We start from the raw sequence: 17,478 nt of genomic DNA, 5'->3' as shown, positions 1-17,478 counted from the left end.
GGACACATGTGAGCGTCTAGCATATCCAGTCAAAACGGATTCACGAGCAAAGGGAGTCACAAGAGCATATGAAGCAATGGGTTGGACTGGGCAAGTTTCTCGCGGGGCACATGCAAATCATCGTTCCGATTTGCGTGGCGCTCGGCGTGCTCTTTCCTCAACAGATCGGCGTTCTCAAGCCCATCGTTCCCACCTTGTTTGCCTTTATGACGTTCCAAGGTGCGCTCAGCAACACCTTTCACCAGGTAGCCGAGGTGTTCCACCGTCCGCTGCACCTGATTGTGGCATTGTTGGTCTCGGCGGCGCTTATTCCCATCGCGGCCTATGCCATGGGATCGTTGTTCTTTGGTTCCAACCCCAACCTTGTCTGCGGCATCGTGCTCGAATACAGTGTGCCCGTGGCAGTCACCGCTTTTATGTGGATCAGCATGTTCGGCGGCAACGGCCCGCTCGCGCTCACCATCATCCTGACGTCCTCGGTCATCTCCCCGGTGACGATTCCGCTTACGCTCAAACTCCTGCTAGGCGCCACCGTCTCGATCGATGTGCCGAGTATGATGCAGAACATGGCCTTTATGATCGCCATCCCCGCCGTTCTCGGCATCGTGATCAACGAGCTCACGCGCGGATGGGGACACGAGAAGCTCTCCCCCGCGCTCTCGCCCGCCTGCAAGTTCATGATGATGGGCGTTATCGCCTCCAACTCCACCGCCATGAGCGAGTACGTGCTGCACATGAACGCGGTGCGCTTGGAAGTCGCCCTCTTTATTTTGGTCTTCGCCATCAGCGGCTTTGTCGTCGGCATTCTGGTCGCCCGCGCGCTGCATCTGCCATATAGCGAAACGACCACCATGTGCTTTACCTGCGGCATGCGCAATATCTCTTCGGGCGCCGTCATCGCCACGCAATACTTTCCGGGCGAAGTTGTGTTTCCCGTCATGTGTGGAACGTTGTTTCAGCAGGTGCTCGCCTCGCTTATCGGGCACTTCTTTGAGCGTCTGACCGGCGAGGAGCGCGCCGCCCAGCGCAAGCGCGTCGAGGCCGGCCGCGATGCAATGGCGCGCTAAACCGTCCGCAGTGTGCGGGCGCTCACTTTACGATGTGAGCGCCTCCAGATGTGCGCGGAGTCGCTCCGCATCGACATCGAGCGTGGTCTCAGCATTGACCTGAGCCAGCCGATACCCGACAAAGTAGGGTGAAACCACCCAACGTGGAAGCGCCTTGGCAATGGTTCGGTCGCTCATGTGATAGAAGAACAGGTTGTACGACTCTGCACGACCGCCATGGTGCTCGTGCAAGATATAGCGCAGAGCTACCTGGATTGCATCGGCGAAGAGATCCGCCTCGGCTTGGTCTCTCGTGTCATCGCTGGCGGCGATTCCCTGCGGGGCTGAAACGTTGATCTCAAAGAACCCCATGATCGGTTCGGTTGAGATATTGACCGAGATCCTCCCCTGTTGCCAGACATTGATGCCTTCGAAATTGGCAGAAGTCAGCGAAGTGTAGCCGTCTTCCTGCTCCAAACCCACAATCTGCATGTGCGGATGCACGAGACTACCGCCCGAGAGCGGACCCTTGTTCTTGTACATGAGCACGCTTCGATACTGCTGTGAATCGATCATCTGCTGCCAGCAACCCAGGGCAAACCGCATCACATGGTGGAGTTCATCCGGCTCGTAGGTCACCAGGTCGGCATCGTGATCGGCCGACTCGATCAGCACGGTTTGACGGGTGGCGCGCAGGGTCTTGAACTTATTCTCGAGCCAAATGCAATCGCCATCACGGCGAATGATGTCGGTGAGCCCTTCTGTATCGCAAAAAGGGCACGCGGTGCCGGGACGACGGTTGTCGTCGGGCTTACCGTTCGCCTGCTGAACGTCAAATACCAGCGCCACGGGTTATACCTCCAGCGGCACAATCTTGGTGCCATGGAGCTCGGAGACGCCCAGTGCCGCCGCCACGGTATCGCGGTTGGCCGTGGAAATGCCGCCGCCGGGAAGGATGGTCAAACGATCACCCGCATACTCGATTAAACGAGCCAGGTGATCGAAATTATCCTCGATCGACGTACCGGCAGCGCCGCCATGCGTGAGGATGCGCGTAACGCCGCAGTCGGCAAGTGTATCAATCGCATCGAGCTGAGCCTCGGGCGAGAGCTGGTCAAATGCCATGTGGAAGGTGATGTCGATGGGCTCACGCTTACATTCCTCGGTCGCGCAGCCCGCAGCCATCACGAGGGCGCCAAGCGTAAGTTCGTCGAGCGCCCATCCGCCAGCGCAGGGCTTGCAGCAGCCAAAGACCAAGCCGTCAACGCCGGCGCTTACGGCAAGGCCCAGGTCCATCTCCATCATACGCAGCTCGTCCTGGTCGTAGTGAAAGTCGCCGCCACGCGGGCGAATCATGCACATCACCCGTGCATCGTGCTCGTGGACATAGTTGGTCGTAGCGCTGATAACGCCGGCCGAAGGCGTGGTGCCACCAACGGCAAGGTTGTCGCACAGCTCGATACGCCTTGCACCGGCATCGATAGCCGCCGGCACCCGCTCAAAGTTCTCGGCACAAAACTCGTACACCATAGATAGACCCCCAAAGACAGCAGATGTTTTCCGACGGGCATTGTCACACATCCCCATGAAGTTGCGGTGGAATAGGGACTCTTTTGGCCTCTGGAGCCCGTATTCAGTCCCTATTTCACCGCAAATAAAAAGGGGCGCTGACTGAGATAGTCAGCGCCCCTTTTGTTAGGTGGGTTAGCCTCCGAGGTAGGCTTTGCGGACGTTATCGTCGTGCAGCAGCTCTTGACCAGTGCCGGTCATGGTGATCTTGCCGGTCTCGAGCACGTAACCGCGTGTGGCGATGGAAAGCGCCATCTGCGCGTTTTGCTCGACCAGAAGCACCGTGGTACCGGCCTTGTGCAAGTCCTCGACAATCTGGAAGATCTGTTCGATCAGAATCGGTGCCAGACCCATGGAAGGCTCGTCGAGCATGAGCAGTTTGGGGTTACTCATAAGGGCGCGCCCCATAACGAGCATCTGCTGCTCGCCGCCTGAAAGGGTGCCGGCGACCTGGCGACGACGTTCCTTCAGGCGCGGGAACTGCTCGTAGACGCGCTCCAGGCCCGGAGCCACCGTGGACTTGGGCTGCGTGTAGGCGCCCATCTCCAAGTTCTCCTCGACCGTCATCTGCAAAAAGGCACGACGGCCCTCGGGGACCTGAGCCAGGCCCTTGCCCACCAGCTTGTCGGCAGGCGTATGGGTAATGTCCTCGCCCATAAACTTGATGGAGCCGGTCTTGGAGCGCAGCAGGCCCGAGACAGTCTTGAGCGTTGTGGACTTGCCGGCACCGTTCGCACCGATCAGGGCCACGATCTCGCCCTCGTTGACGTTAAAGGAGATGTCCTTGATGGCGTGGATAGCGCCGTACCAGACGTTGATGTTGTAGACGGAAAGCATCGGCTCTGCCATTTAGTTCTCCCCCTTATCCTGCTTGCCCAGATACGCCTCGATAACGGCGTCGTTGTTCTGGATCTCCTCGGCCGTGCCCTTGGCGATGACCTTGCCAAAGTTAAGCACGCAGATGCCCTCGCAAATGTTCATGACGAGTGACATGTCGTGCTCGATGAGCATGATGGCGATGCCGAAGGTGTCGCGGATCTTGACGATGTTCTCCATGAGCTCTGCGGTCTCGGACGGGTTCATGCCGGCGGCAGGCTCGTCAAGCAGCAGCAGCTTGGGATTGGTCGCAAGGGCGCGGACGATCTCCAAACGACGCTGGGCGCCGTAAGGCAGTGAGCCGGCCTGCTCGTTTGCCAGGTGCTCCATGTCAAAGATGGACAGCAGCTCCATGGCGCGCTCGTGGGCGGCCTTCTCGTGCTTCCAGTACGTCGGCAGGCGCAGCACGCCCTCAAAACCGGAGTAGCGCTCCTGGTTGTGCAGGCCGACCTTGACGTTGTCCTCCACCGTCATGGTGTTGAACAGGCGAATGTTTTGGAAGGTACGGGCGATGCCCATACGGTTGACCTGATAGACCGACTTACCCGAGGTGTCCTCGCCATCGAGCAGGATGGTGCCGTGCGTGGGCTGGTACACCTTGGTGAGCAGGTTGAAGACCGTGGTCTTACCGGCGCCGTTGGGGCCGATCAGACCGGCGATCTCGGTCTTGCCGATGGTCAGGCTAAAGTCGTCGACAGCCTTAAGGCCGCCGAACTCAATACCCAGGTGGATGCACTCGAGCGCCGGGCGCTCGCCCAGGTCGCGGTCGGGAACGATGGCACCAGAAGGATACGGGACCATCTTGCCCTTGTTGAACTCAAACTTACTGGGCATCGGCTGCCACCTCCTTCTTGGGAGCAAAGCGGTCCTTAACGCGACCGAAGAATGCCTTGAGCTGCGGGTTGTTGGTAAAAATCATGACCAGAATCAGCACGATGGCGTAGATGAGCATGCGGTAGTCCGAGAACTGGCGGAGCAGCTCGGGAAGCACGGTGAGCAGCGCCGCAGCGATGACGGAGCCGCGCATGTTGCCCAGACCGCCCAGGACCACGAACACCAGGATGAGAATCGACGTGTTGAAGTCGAACTTGGTGGCGGAGAGCTGCGAGAAGTTACCGCCAAAGAGGGCTCCGGCAGCACCGGCGAGGGCAGCGGAAACCACGAAGGCGATCATACGGTACTGGGTGACGGAGATACCCACGGACTCGGCGGCGATCTTGTTGTCGCGAACGGCCATGATGGCACGGCCGGTACGGCTGCGAACCAGGTTGAGCACAATTACGAGCGCGACCATGACCAGGATGGCACCGGCGAGGAAGGTCGAGTACGTCGACACGCCCGAGGCGCCCTGGGCACCCTTGATGATGGCGGTGCCGTCCTCGAGCAGGTGCAGGTCGTCGATCGTGGAGTTGCCCGTGATATTGAAGATCACGTGCAGGCCACGCGAGTCGACGCCCACGATAAGGCAGGTGACGATCTCTTTGATGATCTCGCCAAAGGCCAGCGTCACGATGGCCAGGTAGTCGCCGCTCAGGCGAAGGACCGGGATGCCGATCAAGAAGCCCAGAATGGCTGCGGCGATAGCGCCGACCACGATGCTGATGATAAGGCGCACCGGATCGGAGGGAACGGCGCTCTCCAGCGCGACCGCGGTGACGATGCCCGTGTAGGCACCGACGCTCATAAAGCCCGCGTGGCCCAGCGACAGGTCGCCCGCGATACCGACGACGAGGTTAAGCGAGATGGCCATGACGATGTAGGCCGTAATGGGAACCAGCTGACCGGCGATCATGCGCGGGATCATGTGGTTGGACTGCATAAAGAACACGATGGCGAAGGCCACGATGCACATGGCATACGTGACAAAGTCGTGACGCGTCTGCTTGTCTTTAAGGAACTTCATAACGCTCACCTACACCTTCTCGGGGACGTACTTGCCCAAGAGGCCGGCAGGCTTGACGAGCAGGACGATGATCAGAACACCAAAGACGATGGAGTTAGCAAGGCTCGTGGAAATGTAAGCCTGTGCCATCGCTTCGATGATGCCGATGAGAATGCCACCGACAAAGGCGCCGGGGATGGAGCCGATGCCACCGAAGACGGCGGCGTCGAAGGCCTTGATGCCAGGCATGGCGCCCGTCGTGGGCTGCAGCACCGGCGAATAGGAGCAAAGGAGCACACCGGCGATGGCGGCAAGGGCAGAACCGATGGCGAACGTCATCGAGATGGTGCGGTTGACGTTGATGCCCATGAGCTGAGCGGCTGCCTTGTCCTCGGACACGGCACGCATGGCCTTGCCCATCTTGGTCTTGCCCGTAAAGAACACCAGGCCGGCCATGATAACCAGGCAGGCGACGATGGTGACGAGTGAGACGGCGCTCACGTTGTACTTGGCCAAGAACTCCGGCACCGGGAAGGTGACGAGCGAAGTAAAGTTCTTGGGCGTGGCGCCCCACAGAAGCTGGGCGGCATTCTGCAGGAAGTAGGACACGCCGATGGCCGTGATCAGAACGGCCAGCGGGCCCGCCTGGCGCAGAGGCTTATAGGCAAGGCCCTCGATGAGAACGCCCAGAACCGTGCAGACCGCACAAGAGAGAATTACAGAAGCCCAGCCCGGGAGGCCGAGATACGACGTGGCGCAGAACGAGACATAGGCACCGACCATGATGACGTCGCCGTGAGCGAAGTTCAGCATCTTGGCGATACCGTAGACCATGGTGTAGCCCAACGCGATGATGGCGTAGACGCTACCCATGGACAGGCCGTTGACCAGGTATTGGATAAAGACCGTCATGTTCCACATCCCCCTTTCGAATAGGTTTCCAGTTGATGTACGAAACAGGGACGTTACATCGTCCCTAGATACCAAGCAAGCAGGGAAGGCCAAAACCTCCCCTGCTTGGGATCAAAACCGCTCTATGTAAGGCGGCCTATTAGGCCTGTACGTACTTGCCGTCGGTGATGACGTACGCAGTCGGGTCCTTCTGGACCTGGCCCTTGTCGTTCCAGGAAAGCTTGCCGGTCAGGCCATCAACGGTGATCTTGAGCATAGCCTCGGGCAGCTTCTCGGCGACCTCGGTGGGGTCGGCGTCGACGCCCAGGCCGGCCTCCTTGAGAGCCTCGACCACAGCATGCACGCCGTCGTAGGCGTCGGCGGCAAACTGGTCGGGGGTATCGCCGTACTTATCCTTGTAAGCATTGACGAAGTCGGCGTTCTTCTCGTCGTCGGCGGAGAACGGGGTCATGAGCAGCAAGCCCTCGGCAAGCGAGGTGTCGAAGCCCTCCACGCCCAGGATGCCGTCCATGCCGTCGCAGCCCATCATCTTGACGTCGTAGCCCATGTCCTTGGCATTCTTGAGCAGGACGGACGCCGGCGTGTAGTAGATCGGTGCGAAGATCATGGTGGCGCCGGCCTGCTTGGCCTTGGTCAGCTGGTTGGTGAAGCTCGTGGAAGAGTCGTCCTTAAAGGTTTCCTCGTCAACGATCTCGAGCTTGGACTCAGCGGCCTGGGCCTTAAAGGCATCGGCAATACCCGAAGAATATGCGTCGCCGGAGTTATAGAAGAGCACGAACTTCTCGTCCGCATACTTCTCGGCCAGGAACTTGGCAGCGTTGACGCCCTGGTTGGGGTCGGTAAAGCAAACCTGGAAGACGCAATCCTTGCCCTTGGTGACGTCCTCGGAAGACGCGGACGGGGTGATCATGAACGTCTCGGGGTCCTTACCGCACTCGGCGGCAACGGCAACCGATGCGCCCGTGGTGGTCGGGCCGACGAGGGCCTGCATACCCCAGTCCAGAAGATTATTAAAGGCGTTGACGGCCTTCTCGCCGTCGGCCTGATCGTCCTCGGCCTTGCTGGCAAGCGGAAGTTCCTTGGTGGAGAAATCCTTGCAGCCAAGCTCGACGGCCTGAGTAACGGACTTGCCATAGGAGGCATTTGCACCGGTCAGCGGGCCGATGGTACCGATCTTAAACGAAGCGTCGCTCGAAGCGGAACCGCTATCGCCGCCGTTGGAGGAGCAGCCAGCTAGAATGGACATCGCCCCCAGACCTGCTGCGCTCGCGATAACGCTCCTGCGATTCATAACAGGGTTCAATGACTTACCGGTGAGGCTCGACATGCGGCTCTCCTCTCATTTCTCGTCGGGTTTCGGTTACCCGACAGGCCATCCTTCGCCGTGTTCGGCGTTCGCAAAATAGTAGACGCTTTAGTTGGGAAAAGTGGCGATTATTTCAACTTTTCTTTCGGTTTGTCCTTATATCCATAATTCTGCGTATTTCTATCGCTTTATGCAGCTATGCCACTTTATTGTGTGAAAGTAATGTTTCCATTCTGTTACAAGCGCCCTTGTTCTGAATAAAGCAGCCTCACCGGTCGCGTTTCATGCGCACTTAGGCGGCGATGTATTTGCCGCCCTGAATCACATAAGCCGTGGCGGGCTTCTCGACCTGGCCTTCGTCGTTCCACGTCAGCTCGCCCGTCAGGCCCTCGATCTTGATCTTACGCATGGCTTTGGCAAGGTCGGCGGCAATGTCGGCACCGTCGGCCGTCGTGTCAATGCCGGCCTTGTCGATGGCCTCGGCGATAGCGTGGACACAGTCGTAGGCGTCGGCGGCAAACTGGTTGGGGGTCTCGTCGTACTCCTCCTTGTATGCCTTGACGAAGTCGGCGTTCTTCTCGTCATCGGCGGAGAACGGCGTCATGAGCAGCACGCCCTCGGCAAGCGAGGTGTCGAAGCCCTCCACAGAGAGCAGACCGTCCATGCCGTCGGTACCCATGAGCGTCATGTCGTAGCCCATGTCGCTCGCATTCTTGAGCAGGACGGATGCCGGCGTGTAGTAGATGGGCGCAAAGATGAGCGTGGCGCCGGCCTCCTTGGCCTTGGTCAACTGGTTGGTAAAGCTCGTGGAAGAGTCGTCTTTAAAGGTCTCGGTGTCGACGATATCGAGCTTGGACTCCTTGGCCTGCTCGGCAAAGGCATCGGCAACGCCCGAGCTGTACGTATCGCCGGAGTTATAGAACAGGGCGATCTTGGCGTCTGCGTACTTCTCGGCCAAGAACTTCGCAGCGCTCGTGCCCATGGTGGGATCGGTGAAGCAGACCTGGAAGACCGTGGTCTTGTCCTTGGTGACGTCAAGCGACGAGGCAGAAGGCGTGACCATGAGCATATCGTCGGCGATCTCGCCCGAGACAGCGACGGCGGCACCAGTCGTGACGGGGCCGACGAGCGCCTGCATGCCCCAGTCGCACAGGGTATTGAAGGCGTTGATAGCCTTCTCGCCGTCGGCGACGTCATCCTCGGACTTAAGCGAGAGTTTGAGGTCCTTGGTCGAGAAATCCTTGGCGGCAAGCTTGGCACCCTTCTCGGCCGAGACGCCATAGGTTGCCGCGGCGCCGGTCAGAGGGCCGATGACACCGATCTTGAAGGTCTTGCCGTCATCGGCGGTGCCGCCGTCCGAGCCACCCGACGAGCAACCAGCGAGTGCGGCGGTGCTGCCGAGCGCCGCAGCGCCGGCGAGAAAGTTCCTACGGCTGAGCGTGCTGTTGATGTTGAACATGGTGTCCCCCTTTTTCGCTGGCCGCGGTGCGGCCGTCTTGCGGTACAGGGCAAACCTTATGGCGCAAACGTTGACAGTTTGTTACGGAAGTCCGTTTGTAGCGAGCGTGTTTCCAATGTTTCCGCAGCGTTTCGGGGGTGCCGTTTCGTGCGGCTCCTGTTGCCTGGCGAGCACGCGCCCCCGGTTCACGCTAGAATGCACTCAACCTTTAAGCGGTTTATCCATCCATAAGATGCACGAAGGAGTTATCTATGAGCGAACCCCTGCGCACCGTGAACGTCGGTCTGATCGGTCTGGGAACCGTCGGCGGCGGCGTGGCCCGTCTGATCAAGAGCCACCACGATGAGTACCTGGCAGCCTACGGCATCGACCTTAAGCTGACCCGCGCCTGCGCGCTTGCTTGGGAGCAGGCCGAGGCGGCAGGCATTGAGCGCGAGGCCTTTACGAGCGACTGGCACGATGTCGTCACCGACCCCGCCGTCGACATCGTCGTCGAGCTGATCGGCGGCGAGCACCCCGCGACCGAGATCTTCACCACTGCCTTCGAGAACGGCAAGCATGTCGTCTCCGCCAACAAGGCCCTGCTGGGCCGCCATGTCGAGACGCTTGCCGAGAAGGCGCGTGCGTGCGGCGTGCAGATTAAGTGCGAGGCCAGCTGCGGTGGCGGCATCCCCATTGTCAGCACACTCGAGCACGACCTGGTGGGTAACAAGATCCTGACCATCGCCGGCATCCTCAACGGCACCACCAACTACATCCTGTCGCGCATGGACGCCGAGGGCGCCGATTACGCTGACGTGCTCGCCGACGCACAGGCTAAGGGCTATGCCGAGGCCGACCCGTCCGCCGACGTCGACGGCTTCGATGCCGCCAGCAAGACGGCCATCCTCGCCTCCATCGGCTTTGGCACCCGCGTTACCACCGATGATGTGTACCAGCAGGGTATCCGCACCATCGGCGCCGAGGACATCGCCCAGGCCCGCGAGCTCGGCTTCACCATCAAACTGCTCGGCATCGCCCGCAACACCGACGCTGGCGTCGACGTTCGTGTGCATCCCACGCTGATCCCCGCAGACCATATGCTCGCCAAGGTCAACGGCGCCATGAACGCCGTCTACGTGGTAGGCGACGCCGTGGGCGAGACCATGTTCTACGGCGCGGGCGCAGGCTCCTTCCCCACCGCGAGCGCCGTCGTGGGCGATATCCTGTCGCTCTCCGAGCAGATCAGCCGCGGCGTGGCTCCGCTGCCCGAGATTGAGCCCTATGGCCACAACCTCACCTTTAAGCCCATGGACGAGCTCCAGACCAAGTACTATGTGCGCCTGAAAGTCGCCGACCGCGTGGGCGCCCTGTCCGAGACGGTCGACATCTTTGCCAAGCACAACATCTCGATCTCGCTCATCAACCAGGTCGAGGACGGCAAATCGGGCGTCAGCGATGCCTGCTCGGTCATCTTCCTGACGCACCGCGCGCTCGAGAAGGACGTCCAGGCTGCCGCCGCCGAGCTTGCCAGCGTCGACTGCGTGGCCGAGGTCGCCAACGTCCTGCGTATCGAGGACGTCGAGGCCTGGACCGAAGGCGTCATGGCGAACTAGCCCAACGCTCGCCTAGCAATACGCGCCTTGAGGGCTCCCGTCCGATGTGGGACGGGAGCCCTTTTGTCACCTGCCCTAAGCACAACGGCAAAGCATATTTGCGCGAGCCGCTCATCGGTAACGCGGGCTACGTTCACCGATATGCAAACGCGGCCGATTCCGACTACCGCTACGCTGTGCTGCGAATGTCCGCTCGCGATGAGAGGAAGCACCATGTTGCTCGAGGGCAAGAAAGCAATCATCACCGGAGGCACACGCGGTATCGGCTATGCCATCGCCTGCCGTTTTATCGAGGAAGGCGCTGCCGTCACCGTCTTTGGCTCGCGCCAGGAGACTGCCGACACGGCCGTTGAGAAGCTGGCAGCCGCCTATCCCGACGCCAAGGTCTGGGGCCGCTCCTGCGACCTCACCTCGCTCGAAGCCGTGACCGAGGCCTTTACCCAGGCCGCAGCCGATATGGGCGGCTTGGATACAGTCGTCAACAATGCCGGCATCTCCCAGCGCTCGCCCCTTTTGGACTACACGGCCGAGGAGTTCGCAAAGGTCATGGACCTTAACGTCGTCGCCGTCTTTAATGGCCACCAGGCAGCCGCCAAGATCATGACCAAGGCCGGCCGTGGCGGCACCATCACCACCACGAGCTCGATGGTCGCCAAGTACGGTCAGCCCTCCGGCGTCGGTTACCCCACGTCCAAGTTTGCCGTCAACGGTATGGTCCAGTCGCTCTCGCGCGAGCTCGCCCCCATGGGCATTCGCGTCAATGCCGTCGCACCCGGCGTGACCAAGACCGATATGGTCGCCAACCTGCCCGAAGAGGTCATCAAGCCCATCATCGCCACCATTCCGCTGGGTCGCATGGGCGAGCCCGAGGATGTCGCCAACGCCTTTGTTTTCCTGGCGAGCGACATGTCCTCCTACGTCACGGGCGCCGTGCTCCCCGTCGACGGAGCCGCCCGCTCCTAAGGAGCCACAAGCTTTGGCTTCAAGCTTCAACATAGCTCAACCAAAAAGGCGCGCCGTCTGAATCAACTGCAGACAGCGCGCCTTCTCCTGTTATGAAAGGGAAACTATGTCCCAGTATTTCGGATCAGAACGGGGCACGGTTTCCCCCAGGACCTCCTTGCGGAAACTGCATCCCACTCTGAGCGCCCATTCCGGGACACAGCTTCCCAACGGCCCCCGTTTCGGAAACCACATCCCGTTCCGAGCCTTCAAAGCGGGACGCGGCTTCCCCGAGAAAGTATCGACTACTTACCGTCGTCGTCTTCGGCTTCTTCGCGCGCATAGAGCTCCAGCATGCGGCGGCGGTATTCGCGCACGGCGAGCTTGGCGCGCTCCAGGCGACGGCGCTCGCGCGGAGTCAGCTCGGACGGGTCGACCTCGTCTCCATAGGTCTTATCGGCAAGCAGGTGCGCCGCGTCCACGATGCGGGCATCGATGTGGCCGCTCGCCGCCTCGGCGGAAAGACGCTCGGCAATCGTATCGAGCGTAGGCAGGCCCTCGAATACGCGACCATGGCCATGCGAAGTCAGCAGCTCATGCTCGCGCGCGAGCAAGCTCGCTAGGTCGTGGTGGGCGCGCAAGATGTCGAGCGCATCGGATGGATGCTCGGCAACCTCTGCCACGGCGGCGACCGGTGCGGCATCCACCACGCGGTAGAAGAGCTGCGCGAGCAATGGCATCAAGAACACCGTGATGGCACCGGCGGCAACCATGACCGACGCAATATCTTGCGACAGCGCGCCCGCGTTGACGGCAACGCTCGTAACGGCAACGATGATCGGCAGCGCCGTGGTGCAGTACAGGGCCACGGTAATGCGACCATACGCCGACACATCGCGCGTCGCAGGACAAATGCTCATGGAAATAAGAATGGGCACGGCACGAATAATCAACAACGCCACGATAAAGCCCACGAGCAGACCCGGGCGCGACGCCACGGCCGTCAAATCGATCTTTGCGCCCGATACGGTAAAGAACACCGGAATCAAAAAACCGTAGGCCAGACCGTCGAGCTTGGTCTCGAGCGTATGGTTGCCCTCGGGGATGATATAGCGCAGGACAAAGCCGGCGGCAAAAGAACCCAACACGATGTCGAGATCAAAGACGGCCGAGAACGCCACGAGCGTGACCAGGATGAGCACCGTCAGGCGCACGAAGGTCTGCGACGTGGTATCGGCGCGTTCCTCGACAAACGCAAAGAAGCGGCTGCCGACGCGCTTGGAGCGGCTTGGGACCACGGCCAGCAACACGCAAACCACCGCAAACAAGCCAAGGATTACGAGCGTTTGGATGCCGGTGCGGGCAGACAGCAACACCGACATAGCAAGCACGGGACCGAGCTCGCCCCAAGTGCCATACGCGAGAATCGAGTCGCCCACGCGCGTGCCGGTGAGCGAGCGCTCACGCATGATGGGCACAAGCGTACCGAGCGCCGTCGAAGTGAGGGCAAGCGTCACGGCGATACCGTCGAAATGACTGACTGAGAACCACGGGGTAAAGCGCACGGCAAGCCAGGCGATACCAAACGTGACGACCCACGTCGCCAAGCCGTAGCGCCCCTCGACGCCCGTGATGCTCTTGGGGTCGATCTCAAAGCCGGCAAGCAGGAACAAAAAGGCCAGGCCCAGCTCGGACACAAGCGAGACCTCAGCATCTACATGGATGACGCCGAGCATATGGGGTCCCAGTACCGCGCCGAGCACGAGCAAAAAGACCGTCTCGGGAACGGGTTTTCCGGGAATCGCCGAGGCGATAAAAGGACTCGCAAAGGCCACGAGTGCGATGATGGCGAGCGAAACGAATGCCATGTGATGCCTTTCTCTTGTTTGCGCTTCACTGTAGCACCCTCGCCGTCCTCAACGCGCCGCGAGCTGTCGTATCATAGTGAGGTTTACAAACATGTGGCTCAAGGCGACCGCAGGGCAGACCCCGCAAACCGACCGCTGCCGCATACCGTACCGTACGCCCAACCGATCAGGAAGGCAGGAACCAATGGTCTCTCGTATCTACGTGGAGAAGAAACCCGGGTTCGACGTCGAGGCTCAGCAGCTCAAGGGCGAGCTGACCGAGATTCTCGGCATTCAGGGCATCGAGGCCCTGAGGATCATCAACCGCTACGACGTCGAGGGCATCGACGAGGAGCTCTTCCGCTCCTGCGTGCCGACCGTCTTCAGCGAGCCCCAGGTCGATGTGACCTATGACGAGCTCCCCGCAAGCGATGGCGCCGTCTTTGCCGTCGAATTCCTGCCTGGCCAGTTTGACCAGCGCGCCGACTCCGCCAGCGAGTGCGTGCAGCTCATCAGCCAGGGCGAGCGCCCCGCCGTGCGCTCCGCCAAGGTCTATATGATCTCGGGCGACTTGGACGAGGCCGCCGTCGAGGCCATCAAGCACTACGTGGTGAACCCCGTCGAGGCCCGTATTGCTTCGCTCGATCTGCCCGAGACGCTGCACATGGAGACCCCCGAGCCCCAGCCCGTCGAGGTGCTCGACGGCTTCCGCGAGCTCGATGAGGCCGGCCTTGCCGCCTTCATCGCCGAGCGCGGCCTTGCCATGGACGAGGCGGACATCGCATTCTGCCAGCAGTACTTCCGCGATGAGGATCGCGACCCCACCATCACCGAGATTCGCGTAATCGACACCTACTGGTCCGATCACTGCCGCCACACCACCTTCGGCACCGTCCTGGACGACGTGACGATCGATGACGCCGTGGTACAGCAGGCCTTCGACCGCTATATGGAGATGCGCCACGAGCTCGGTCGCGACGCCAAGCCCGTCTGCCTTATGGACATGGGCACCATCGGCGCCAAGTACCTTAAGAAGACCGGCGTCATGACCGATGTCGACGAGTCCGAGGAGATCAACGCCTGCACCGTCAAGGTGAAGGTCGATGTCGACGGCGAGGAGCAGGACTGGCTGTTCCTGTTTAAGAACGAGACCCACAACCACCCGACCGAGATCGAGCCCTTCGGCGGCGCCGCCACCTGCGTGGGCGGCGCTATCCGCGACCCGCTCTCGGGCCGCAGCTACGTGTACCAGGCTATGCGCGTCACCGGTGCCGGCGACCCCACCGTCCCCGTGTCCGAGACGCTCGAGGGCAAGCTGCCGCAGCGCAAGCTCGTGACCACCGCTGCCGCCGGCTACTCCAGCTACGGCAACCAGATCGGCCTTGCCACCGGCCAGGTCAACGAGCTCTATCACCCCGGCTACGTGGCCAAGCGCATGGAGGTCGGCGCCGTCGTGGGCGCTACCCCGGCAAACCACGTGCGCCGCGAGTGCCCCGCCCCCACCGACAAGATCATCCTGCTGGGCGGCCGTACCGGCCGTGACGGCATCGGCGGCGCCACCGGTTCCTCCAAGACCCAGAACACCGAGTCCATCGAGACCTCGGGCGCCGAGGTCCAGAAGGGCAATGCCCCGGTCGAGCGTAAGCTGCAGCGTCTGTTCCGCCGCGGCGACGCCTGCCGCCTGATCAAGCGCTGCAACGACTTTGGCGCCGGCGGCGTCTCGGTCGCCGTGGGTGAGCTTGCCGACGGCCTGTATGTCGACCTGGACACCGTGACCAAGAAGTACGACGGTCTGGACGGCACCGAGCTCGCCATCTCCGAGTCCCAGGAGCGCATGGCCTGTGCCGTCGCCGACGGTGACGTCGAGGAGTTCATGGGCTACGCCGCCGAGGAGAACCTCGAGGCGACCGTTATCGCCGAGGTTACCGCCGAGCCGCGCATGCGCATGGCCTGGAACGGTGTCGCCATCGTCGACCTGTCCCGCGAGTTCCTCAACTCCAACGGTGCGCCCAAACACCAGGTCGCCCACGTGTGCGCCCGCAGCGTGTGGCAGCCCAGCTGGGCCGGCACCACGCTTGCCGAGCGCATGACCTCGCTCGTCACCGACCTCAACGTCGCCTCCAACAAGGGCCTTTCCGAGCGCTTCGACTCCACCATCGGTGCCGCGACCGTGCTCATGCCCTTTGGCGGCAAGACGCAGCTCACTCCGAGCTCTGCCATGGTCGCCAAGTTCCCCGTGGACGGCGAGACCACCACGGCGAGTGCCATGGCATGGGGCTTCAACCCCTATCTGATGGAAGCCGACCAGTTTGCAGGCGCCTACCTGTCCGTGGTCGAGTCCATCGCTAAGCTCGTGGCCGCCGGCTTTGAGCACAAGCGCGCCTACCTTTCCTTCCAGGAGTACTTCGAGCGCCTGCGCACCGAGGCTGAGCGTTGGGGCAAGCCTATGGCTGCAGTACTCGGCGCTCTCATGGCCCAGGTCGACCTGGGCGCCGGTGCCATCGGCGGCAAGGATTCCATGAGCGGCTCGTTTGAGGACGAGGCCGGCGAGCTCAACGTTCCGCCGACCCTGATCAGCTTCGCCGTCGCCGTGGGCCGTGCAGCCCGCGCCGTCTCCCCCGAGTTCAAGGGCCTCACGCACCGCGTCGTCCGCATCGCCCCCGCCACCTACGGCGAGGACTACCGCCCCGACGCCCAGCAGCTGCTCGCCGCATTTGACGCCGTCGAGGCGCTCACCGCCACCGGTGACGCCCTGGCCGTCTCCACGCCCGGCTATGGCTGCGGCGCCGAGAGCCTCTTTAAGATGTGCGTCGGCAACCAGATCGGTATCGAGCTTGCTGAGGATGTGGACGTGGAGAGCCTCTTCACCCCGCTCTACGGCAGCTTTATCGTCGAGCTCACCGAGGACGCCGAGCTGCCCGAGGTCGCCGACGGCGTTGTCGTCGAGCCCCTGGGCACCACCGTCGAGGGCTATGTCATCGACACCGGCTCCGAGGTCATCGAGCTCTCCGAGCTCCAGGAGGCCTGGGAGAGCGGCATCGAGAGCGTCTTTGCCTATCGCAGCGCCGGCGAGACCGCCGAGGTCGAGACCATCGACTTCCGCACCAAGGATATCCATGTGTATGGCGGCGCCAAGATCGCCCGCCCGCGCGTGGTCATCCCCGTGTTCCCTGGCAACAACTGCGAGTACGACAGCGCCCGTGCCTTCCGCGCCGCCGGCGCCGAGGCCGACACCTTCGTGATCAACAACCTCACGCCCGAGGCCGTCGCCGAGAGCACCCATGAGCTCGCCCGCCGCATCCGCCAAAGCCAGATCGTCATGATCCCCGGCGGCTTCTCGGGCGGTGACGAGCCCGACGGCTCCGCCAAGTTCATCACGGCGTTCTTCCGCGCTCCCGAGGTCACCGAGGCCGTCCGCGACCTGCTCAAGGCCCGCGATGGCCTGATGCTGGGCATCTGCAACGGCTTCCAGGCCCTGGTCAAGCTCGGCCTGGTGCCCTACGGCGACATCGTCGACGCCACGCCCGATGCGCCCACGCTGACGTTCAACACCATCGGCCGCCACCAGAGCCGTCTGGTGCGCACCCGCATCTCGTCCAACCTGTCCCCGTGGCTGTCGCAGTGCAGCCTCGACGACCCCTACACCGTCGCCATCAGCCATGGCGAGGGCCGTTTTGTCGCCAACGACGAGGTGCTCGCCCAGCTCATCGCCAACGGCCAGGTCGCCACGCAGTACGTGGGCGAGGACGGCAAGCCGAGCATGGATCTTTCCGTCAACCCCAACGGCTCCGCACTGGCCATCGAGGGCATCACGAGCCCCGACGGCCGCGTCCTGGGCAAGATGGGCCACGCCGAGCGTCGCGGCGACAACCTGTACCGCAACGTGCCCGAGCATGTCCCCGGCGATAAGTTCATGCCCATCTTTGAGAGTGGCGTAGCCTACTTCGCCTAAAACCATCCCATCGGGTACAATCCCTTCGGGTAATAACACCCGCCACTGGCACATCCGGTGGCGGGTTCTTTTTTGTTTCGCGCACGTAGGAA

At 61.8% G+C, this 17,478-nt stretch carries 13 protein-coding genes; 4 read left to right on the top strand and 9 right to left on the bottom strand.

Annotated features, from left to right (window positions below; all coding sequences use genetic code 11):
* The first annotated feature begins 68 nt into the window (after positions 1–68).
* A complete protein-coding gene (locus tag OIL88_04555) occupies positions 69–1,067 on the top strand; it encodes a bile acid:sodium symporter family protein (protein ID HJI71644.1) in 999 nt (332 codons plus the stop codon).
* A gap of 27 nt (positions 1,068–1,094) precedes the next feature.
* Here OIL88_04555 and OIL88_04550 read toward each other — a convergent pair whose 3' ends face one another.
* The 8 genes from OIL88_04550 to OIL88_04515 form a co-directional block, all read right to left on the bottom strand.
* Complete coding sequence (locus tag OIL88_04550; GenBank protein HJI71643.1) at positions 1,095–1,895, bottom strand: DUF4931 domain-containing protein; 801 nt, start codon at positions 1,893–1,895, stop codon at positions 1,095–1,097.
* A gap of 3 nt (positions 1,896–1,898) precedes the next feature.
* Positions 1,899–2,576: a copper homeostasis protein CutC gene (locus OIL88_04545; GenBank protein ID HJI71642.1), complete on the bottom strand. Its 678-nt coding sequence runs from the start codon at positions 2,574–2,576 to the stop codon at positions 1,899–1,901.
* A 174-nt stretch (positions 2,577–2,750) separates the two neighbouring features.
* Positions 2,751–3,464 (bottom strand): ABC transporter ATP-binding protein, encoded by a 714-nt coding sequence (locus OIL88_04540; GenBank protein ID HJI71641.1) that lies wholly within the window; start codon positions 3,462–3,464, stop codon positions 2,751–2,753.
* Complete coding sequence (locus OIL88_04535) at positions 3,465–4,325, bottom strand: ABC transporter ATP-binding protein (GenBank protein HJI71640.1); 861 nt, start codon at positions 4,323–4,325, stop codon at positions 3,465–3,467. It lies immediately after the preceding gene.
* A complete protein-coding gene (locus OIL88_04530) occupies positions 4,315–5,394 on the bottom strand; it encodes a branched-chain amino acid ABC transporter permease (GenBank protein HJI71639.1) in 1,080 nt (359 codons plus the stop codon). Before OIL88_04530 ends, OIL88_04535 begins: the two co-directional genes overlap by 11 nt.
* Positions 5,395–5,403: 9 nt before the next feature.
* Positions 5,404–6,285, bottom strand: coding sequence for a branched-chain amino acid ABC transporter permease (locus tag OIL88_04525; protein ID HJI71638.1), 882 nt, complete (start codon positions 6,283–6,285; stop codon positions 5,404–5,406).
* A gap of 139 nt (positions 6,286–6,424) precedes the next feature.
* Positions 6,425–7,612 carry an ABC transporter substrate-binding protein gene (locus OIL88_04520; protein ID HJI71637.1) on the bottom strand — a complete coding sequence of 396 codons (1,188 nt, stop codon included), beginning with the start codon at positions 7,610–7,612 and terminating at the stop codon, positions 6,425–6,427.
* 271 nt (positions 7,613–7,883) lie between these two features.
* Positions 7,884–9,050 (bottom strand): ABC transporter substrate-binding protein, encoded by a 1,167-nt coding sequence (locus tag OIL88_04515; protein HJI71636.1) that lies wholly within the window; start codon positions 9,048–9,050, stop codon positions 7,884–7,886.
* A gap of 251 nt (positions 9,051–9,301) precedes the next feature.
* Between OIL88_04515 and OIL88_04510 the strand changes: the two genes are divergently transcribed.
* Positions 9,302–10,645 (top strand): homoserine dehydrogenase, encoded by a 1,344-nt coding sequence (locus OIL88_04510; protein ID HJI71635.1) that lies wholly within the window; start codon positions 9,302–9,304, stop codon positions 10,643–10,645.
* A gap of 213 nt (positions 10,646–10,858) precedes the next feature.
* Positions 10,859–11,608 (top strand): SDR family oxidoreductase, encoded by a 750-nt coding sequence (locus OIL88_04505; GenBank protein HJI71634.1) that lies wholly within the window; start codon positions 10,859–10,861, stop codon positions 11,606–11,608.
* 284 nt (positions 11,609–11,892) lie between these two features.
* Here OIL88_04505 and OIL88_04500 read toward each other — a convergent pair whose 3' ends face one another.
* Positions 11,893–13,455, bottom strand: a complete 1,563-nt coding sequence (locus tag OIL88_04500) for a cation:proton antiporter (protein HJI71633.1) — start codon at positions 13,453–13,455, stop codon at positions 11,893–11,895.
* A gap of 184 nt (positions 13,456–13,639) precedes the next feature.
* On the opposite strand from OIL88_04500, the gene OIL88_04495 reads away from it, so the two are divergent.
* The gene (locus OIL88_04495) at positions 13,640–17,386 is read left to right on the top strand and encodes a phosphoribosylformylglycinamidine synthase (protein ID HJI71632.1); all 3,747 of its coding nucleotides are present in this window, start codon (positions 13,640–13,642) and stop codon (positions 17,384–17,386) included.
* Positions 17,387–17,478 lie beyond the last annotated feature (92 nt).

The organism is Coriobacteriaceae bacterium, assembly GCA_025992855.1.
GTDB lineage: Bacteria > Actinomycetota > Coriobacteriia > Coriobacteriales > Coriobacteriaceae > Collinsella.
The sequence above is the reverse complement of the archived record's forward strand: the minus strand, read 5'-3'. Positions and strand labels throughout refer to the sequence as shown.

Bases quoted from the DNA above. Each gene is read 5' to 3' on its own strand.
- OIL88_04540 (HJI71641.1), bottom strand. From the start codon at position 3,464: ATGGCAGAGCCGATGCTTTCCGTCTACAACATCAACGTCTGGTACGGC.
- OIL88_04510 (HJI71635.1), top strand. From the start codon at position 9,302: ATGAGCGAACCCCTGCGCACCGTGAACGTCGGTCTGATCGGTCTGGGA.
- OIL88_04555 (HJI71644.1), top strand. From the start codon at position 69: ATGAAGCAATGGGTTGGACTGGGCAAGTTTCTCGCGGGGCACATGCAA.
- OIL88_04535 (HJI71640.1), bottom strand. From the start codon at position 4,325: ATGCCCAGTAAGTTTGAGTTCAACAAGGGCAAGATGGTCCCGTATCCT.
- OIL88_04495 (HJI71632.1), top strand. From the start codon at position 13,640: ATGGTCTCTCGTATCTACGTGGAGAAGAAACCCGGGTTCGACGTCGAG.
- OIL88_04530 (HJI71639.1), bottom strand. From the start codon at position 5,394: ATGAAGTTCCTTAAAGACAAGCAGACGCGTCACGACTTTGTCACGTAT.
- OIL88_04520 (HJI71637.1), bottom strand. From the start codon at position 7,612: ATGTCGAGCCTCACCGGTAAGTCATTGAACCCTGTTATGAATCGCAGG.
- OIL88_04500 (HJI71633.1), bottom strand. From the start codon at position 13,455: ATGGCATTCGTTTCGCTCGCCATCATCGCACTCGTGGCCTTTGCGAGT.
- OIL88_04545 (HJI71642.1), bottom strand. From the start codon at position 2,576: ATGGTGTACGAGTTTTGTGCCGAGAACTTTGAGCGGGTGCCGGCGGCT.
- OIL88_04505 (HJI71634.1), top strand. From the start codon at position 10,859: ATGTTGCTCGAGGGCAAGAAAGCAATCATCACCGGAGGCACACGCGGT.
- OIL88_04515 (HJI71636.1), bottom strand. From the start codon at position 9,050: ATGTTCAACATCAACAGCACGCTCAGCCGTAGGAACTTTCTCGCCGGC.
- OIL88_04525 (HJI71638.1), bottom strand. From the start codon at position 6,285: ATGACGGTCTTTATCCAATACCTGGTCAACGGCCTGTCCATGGGTAGC.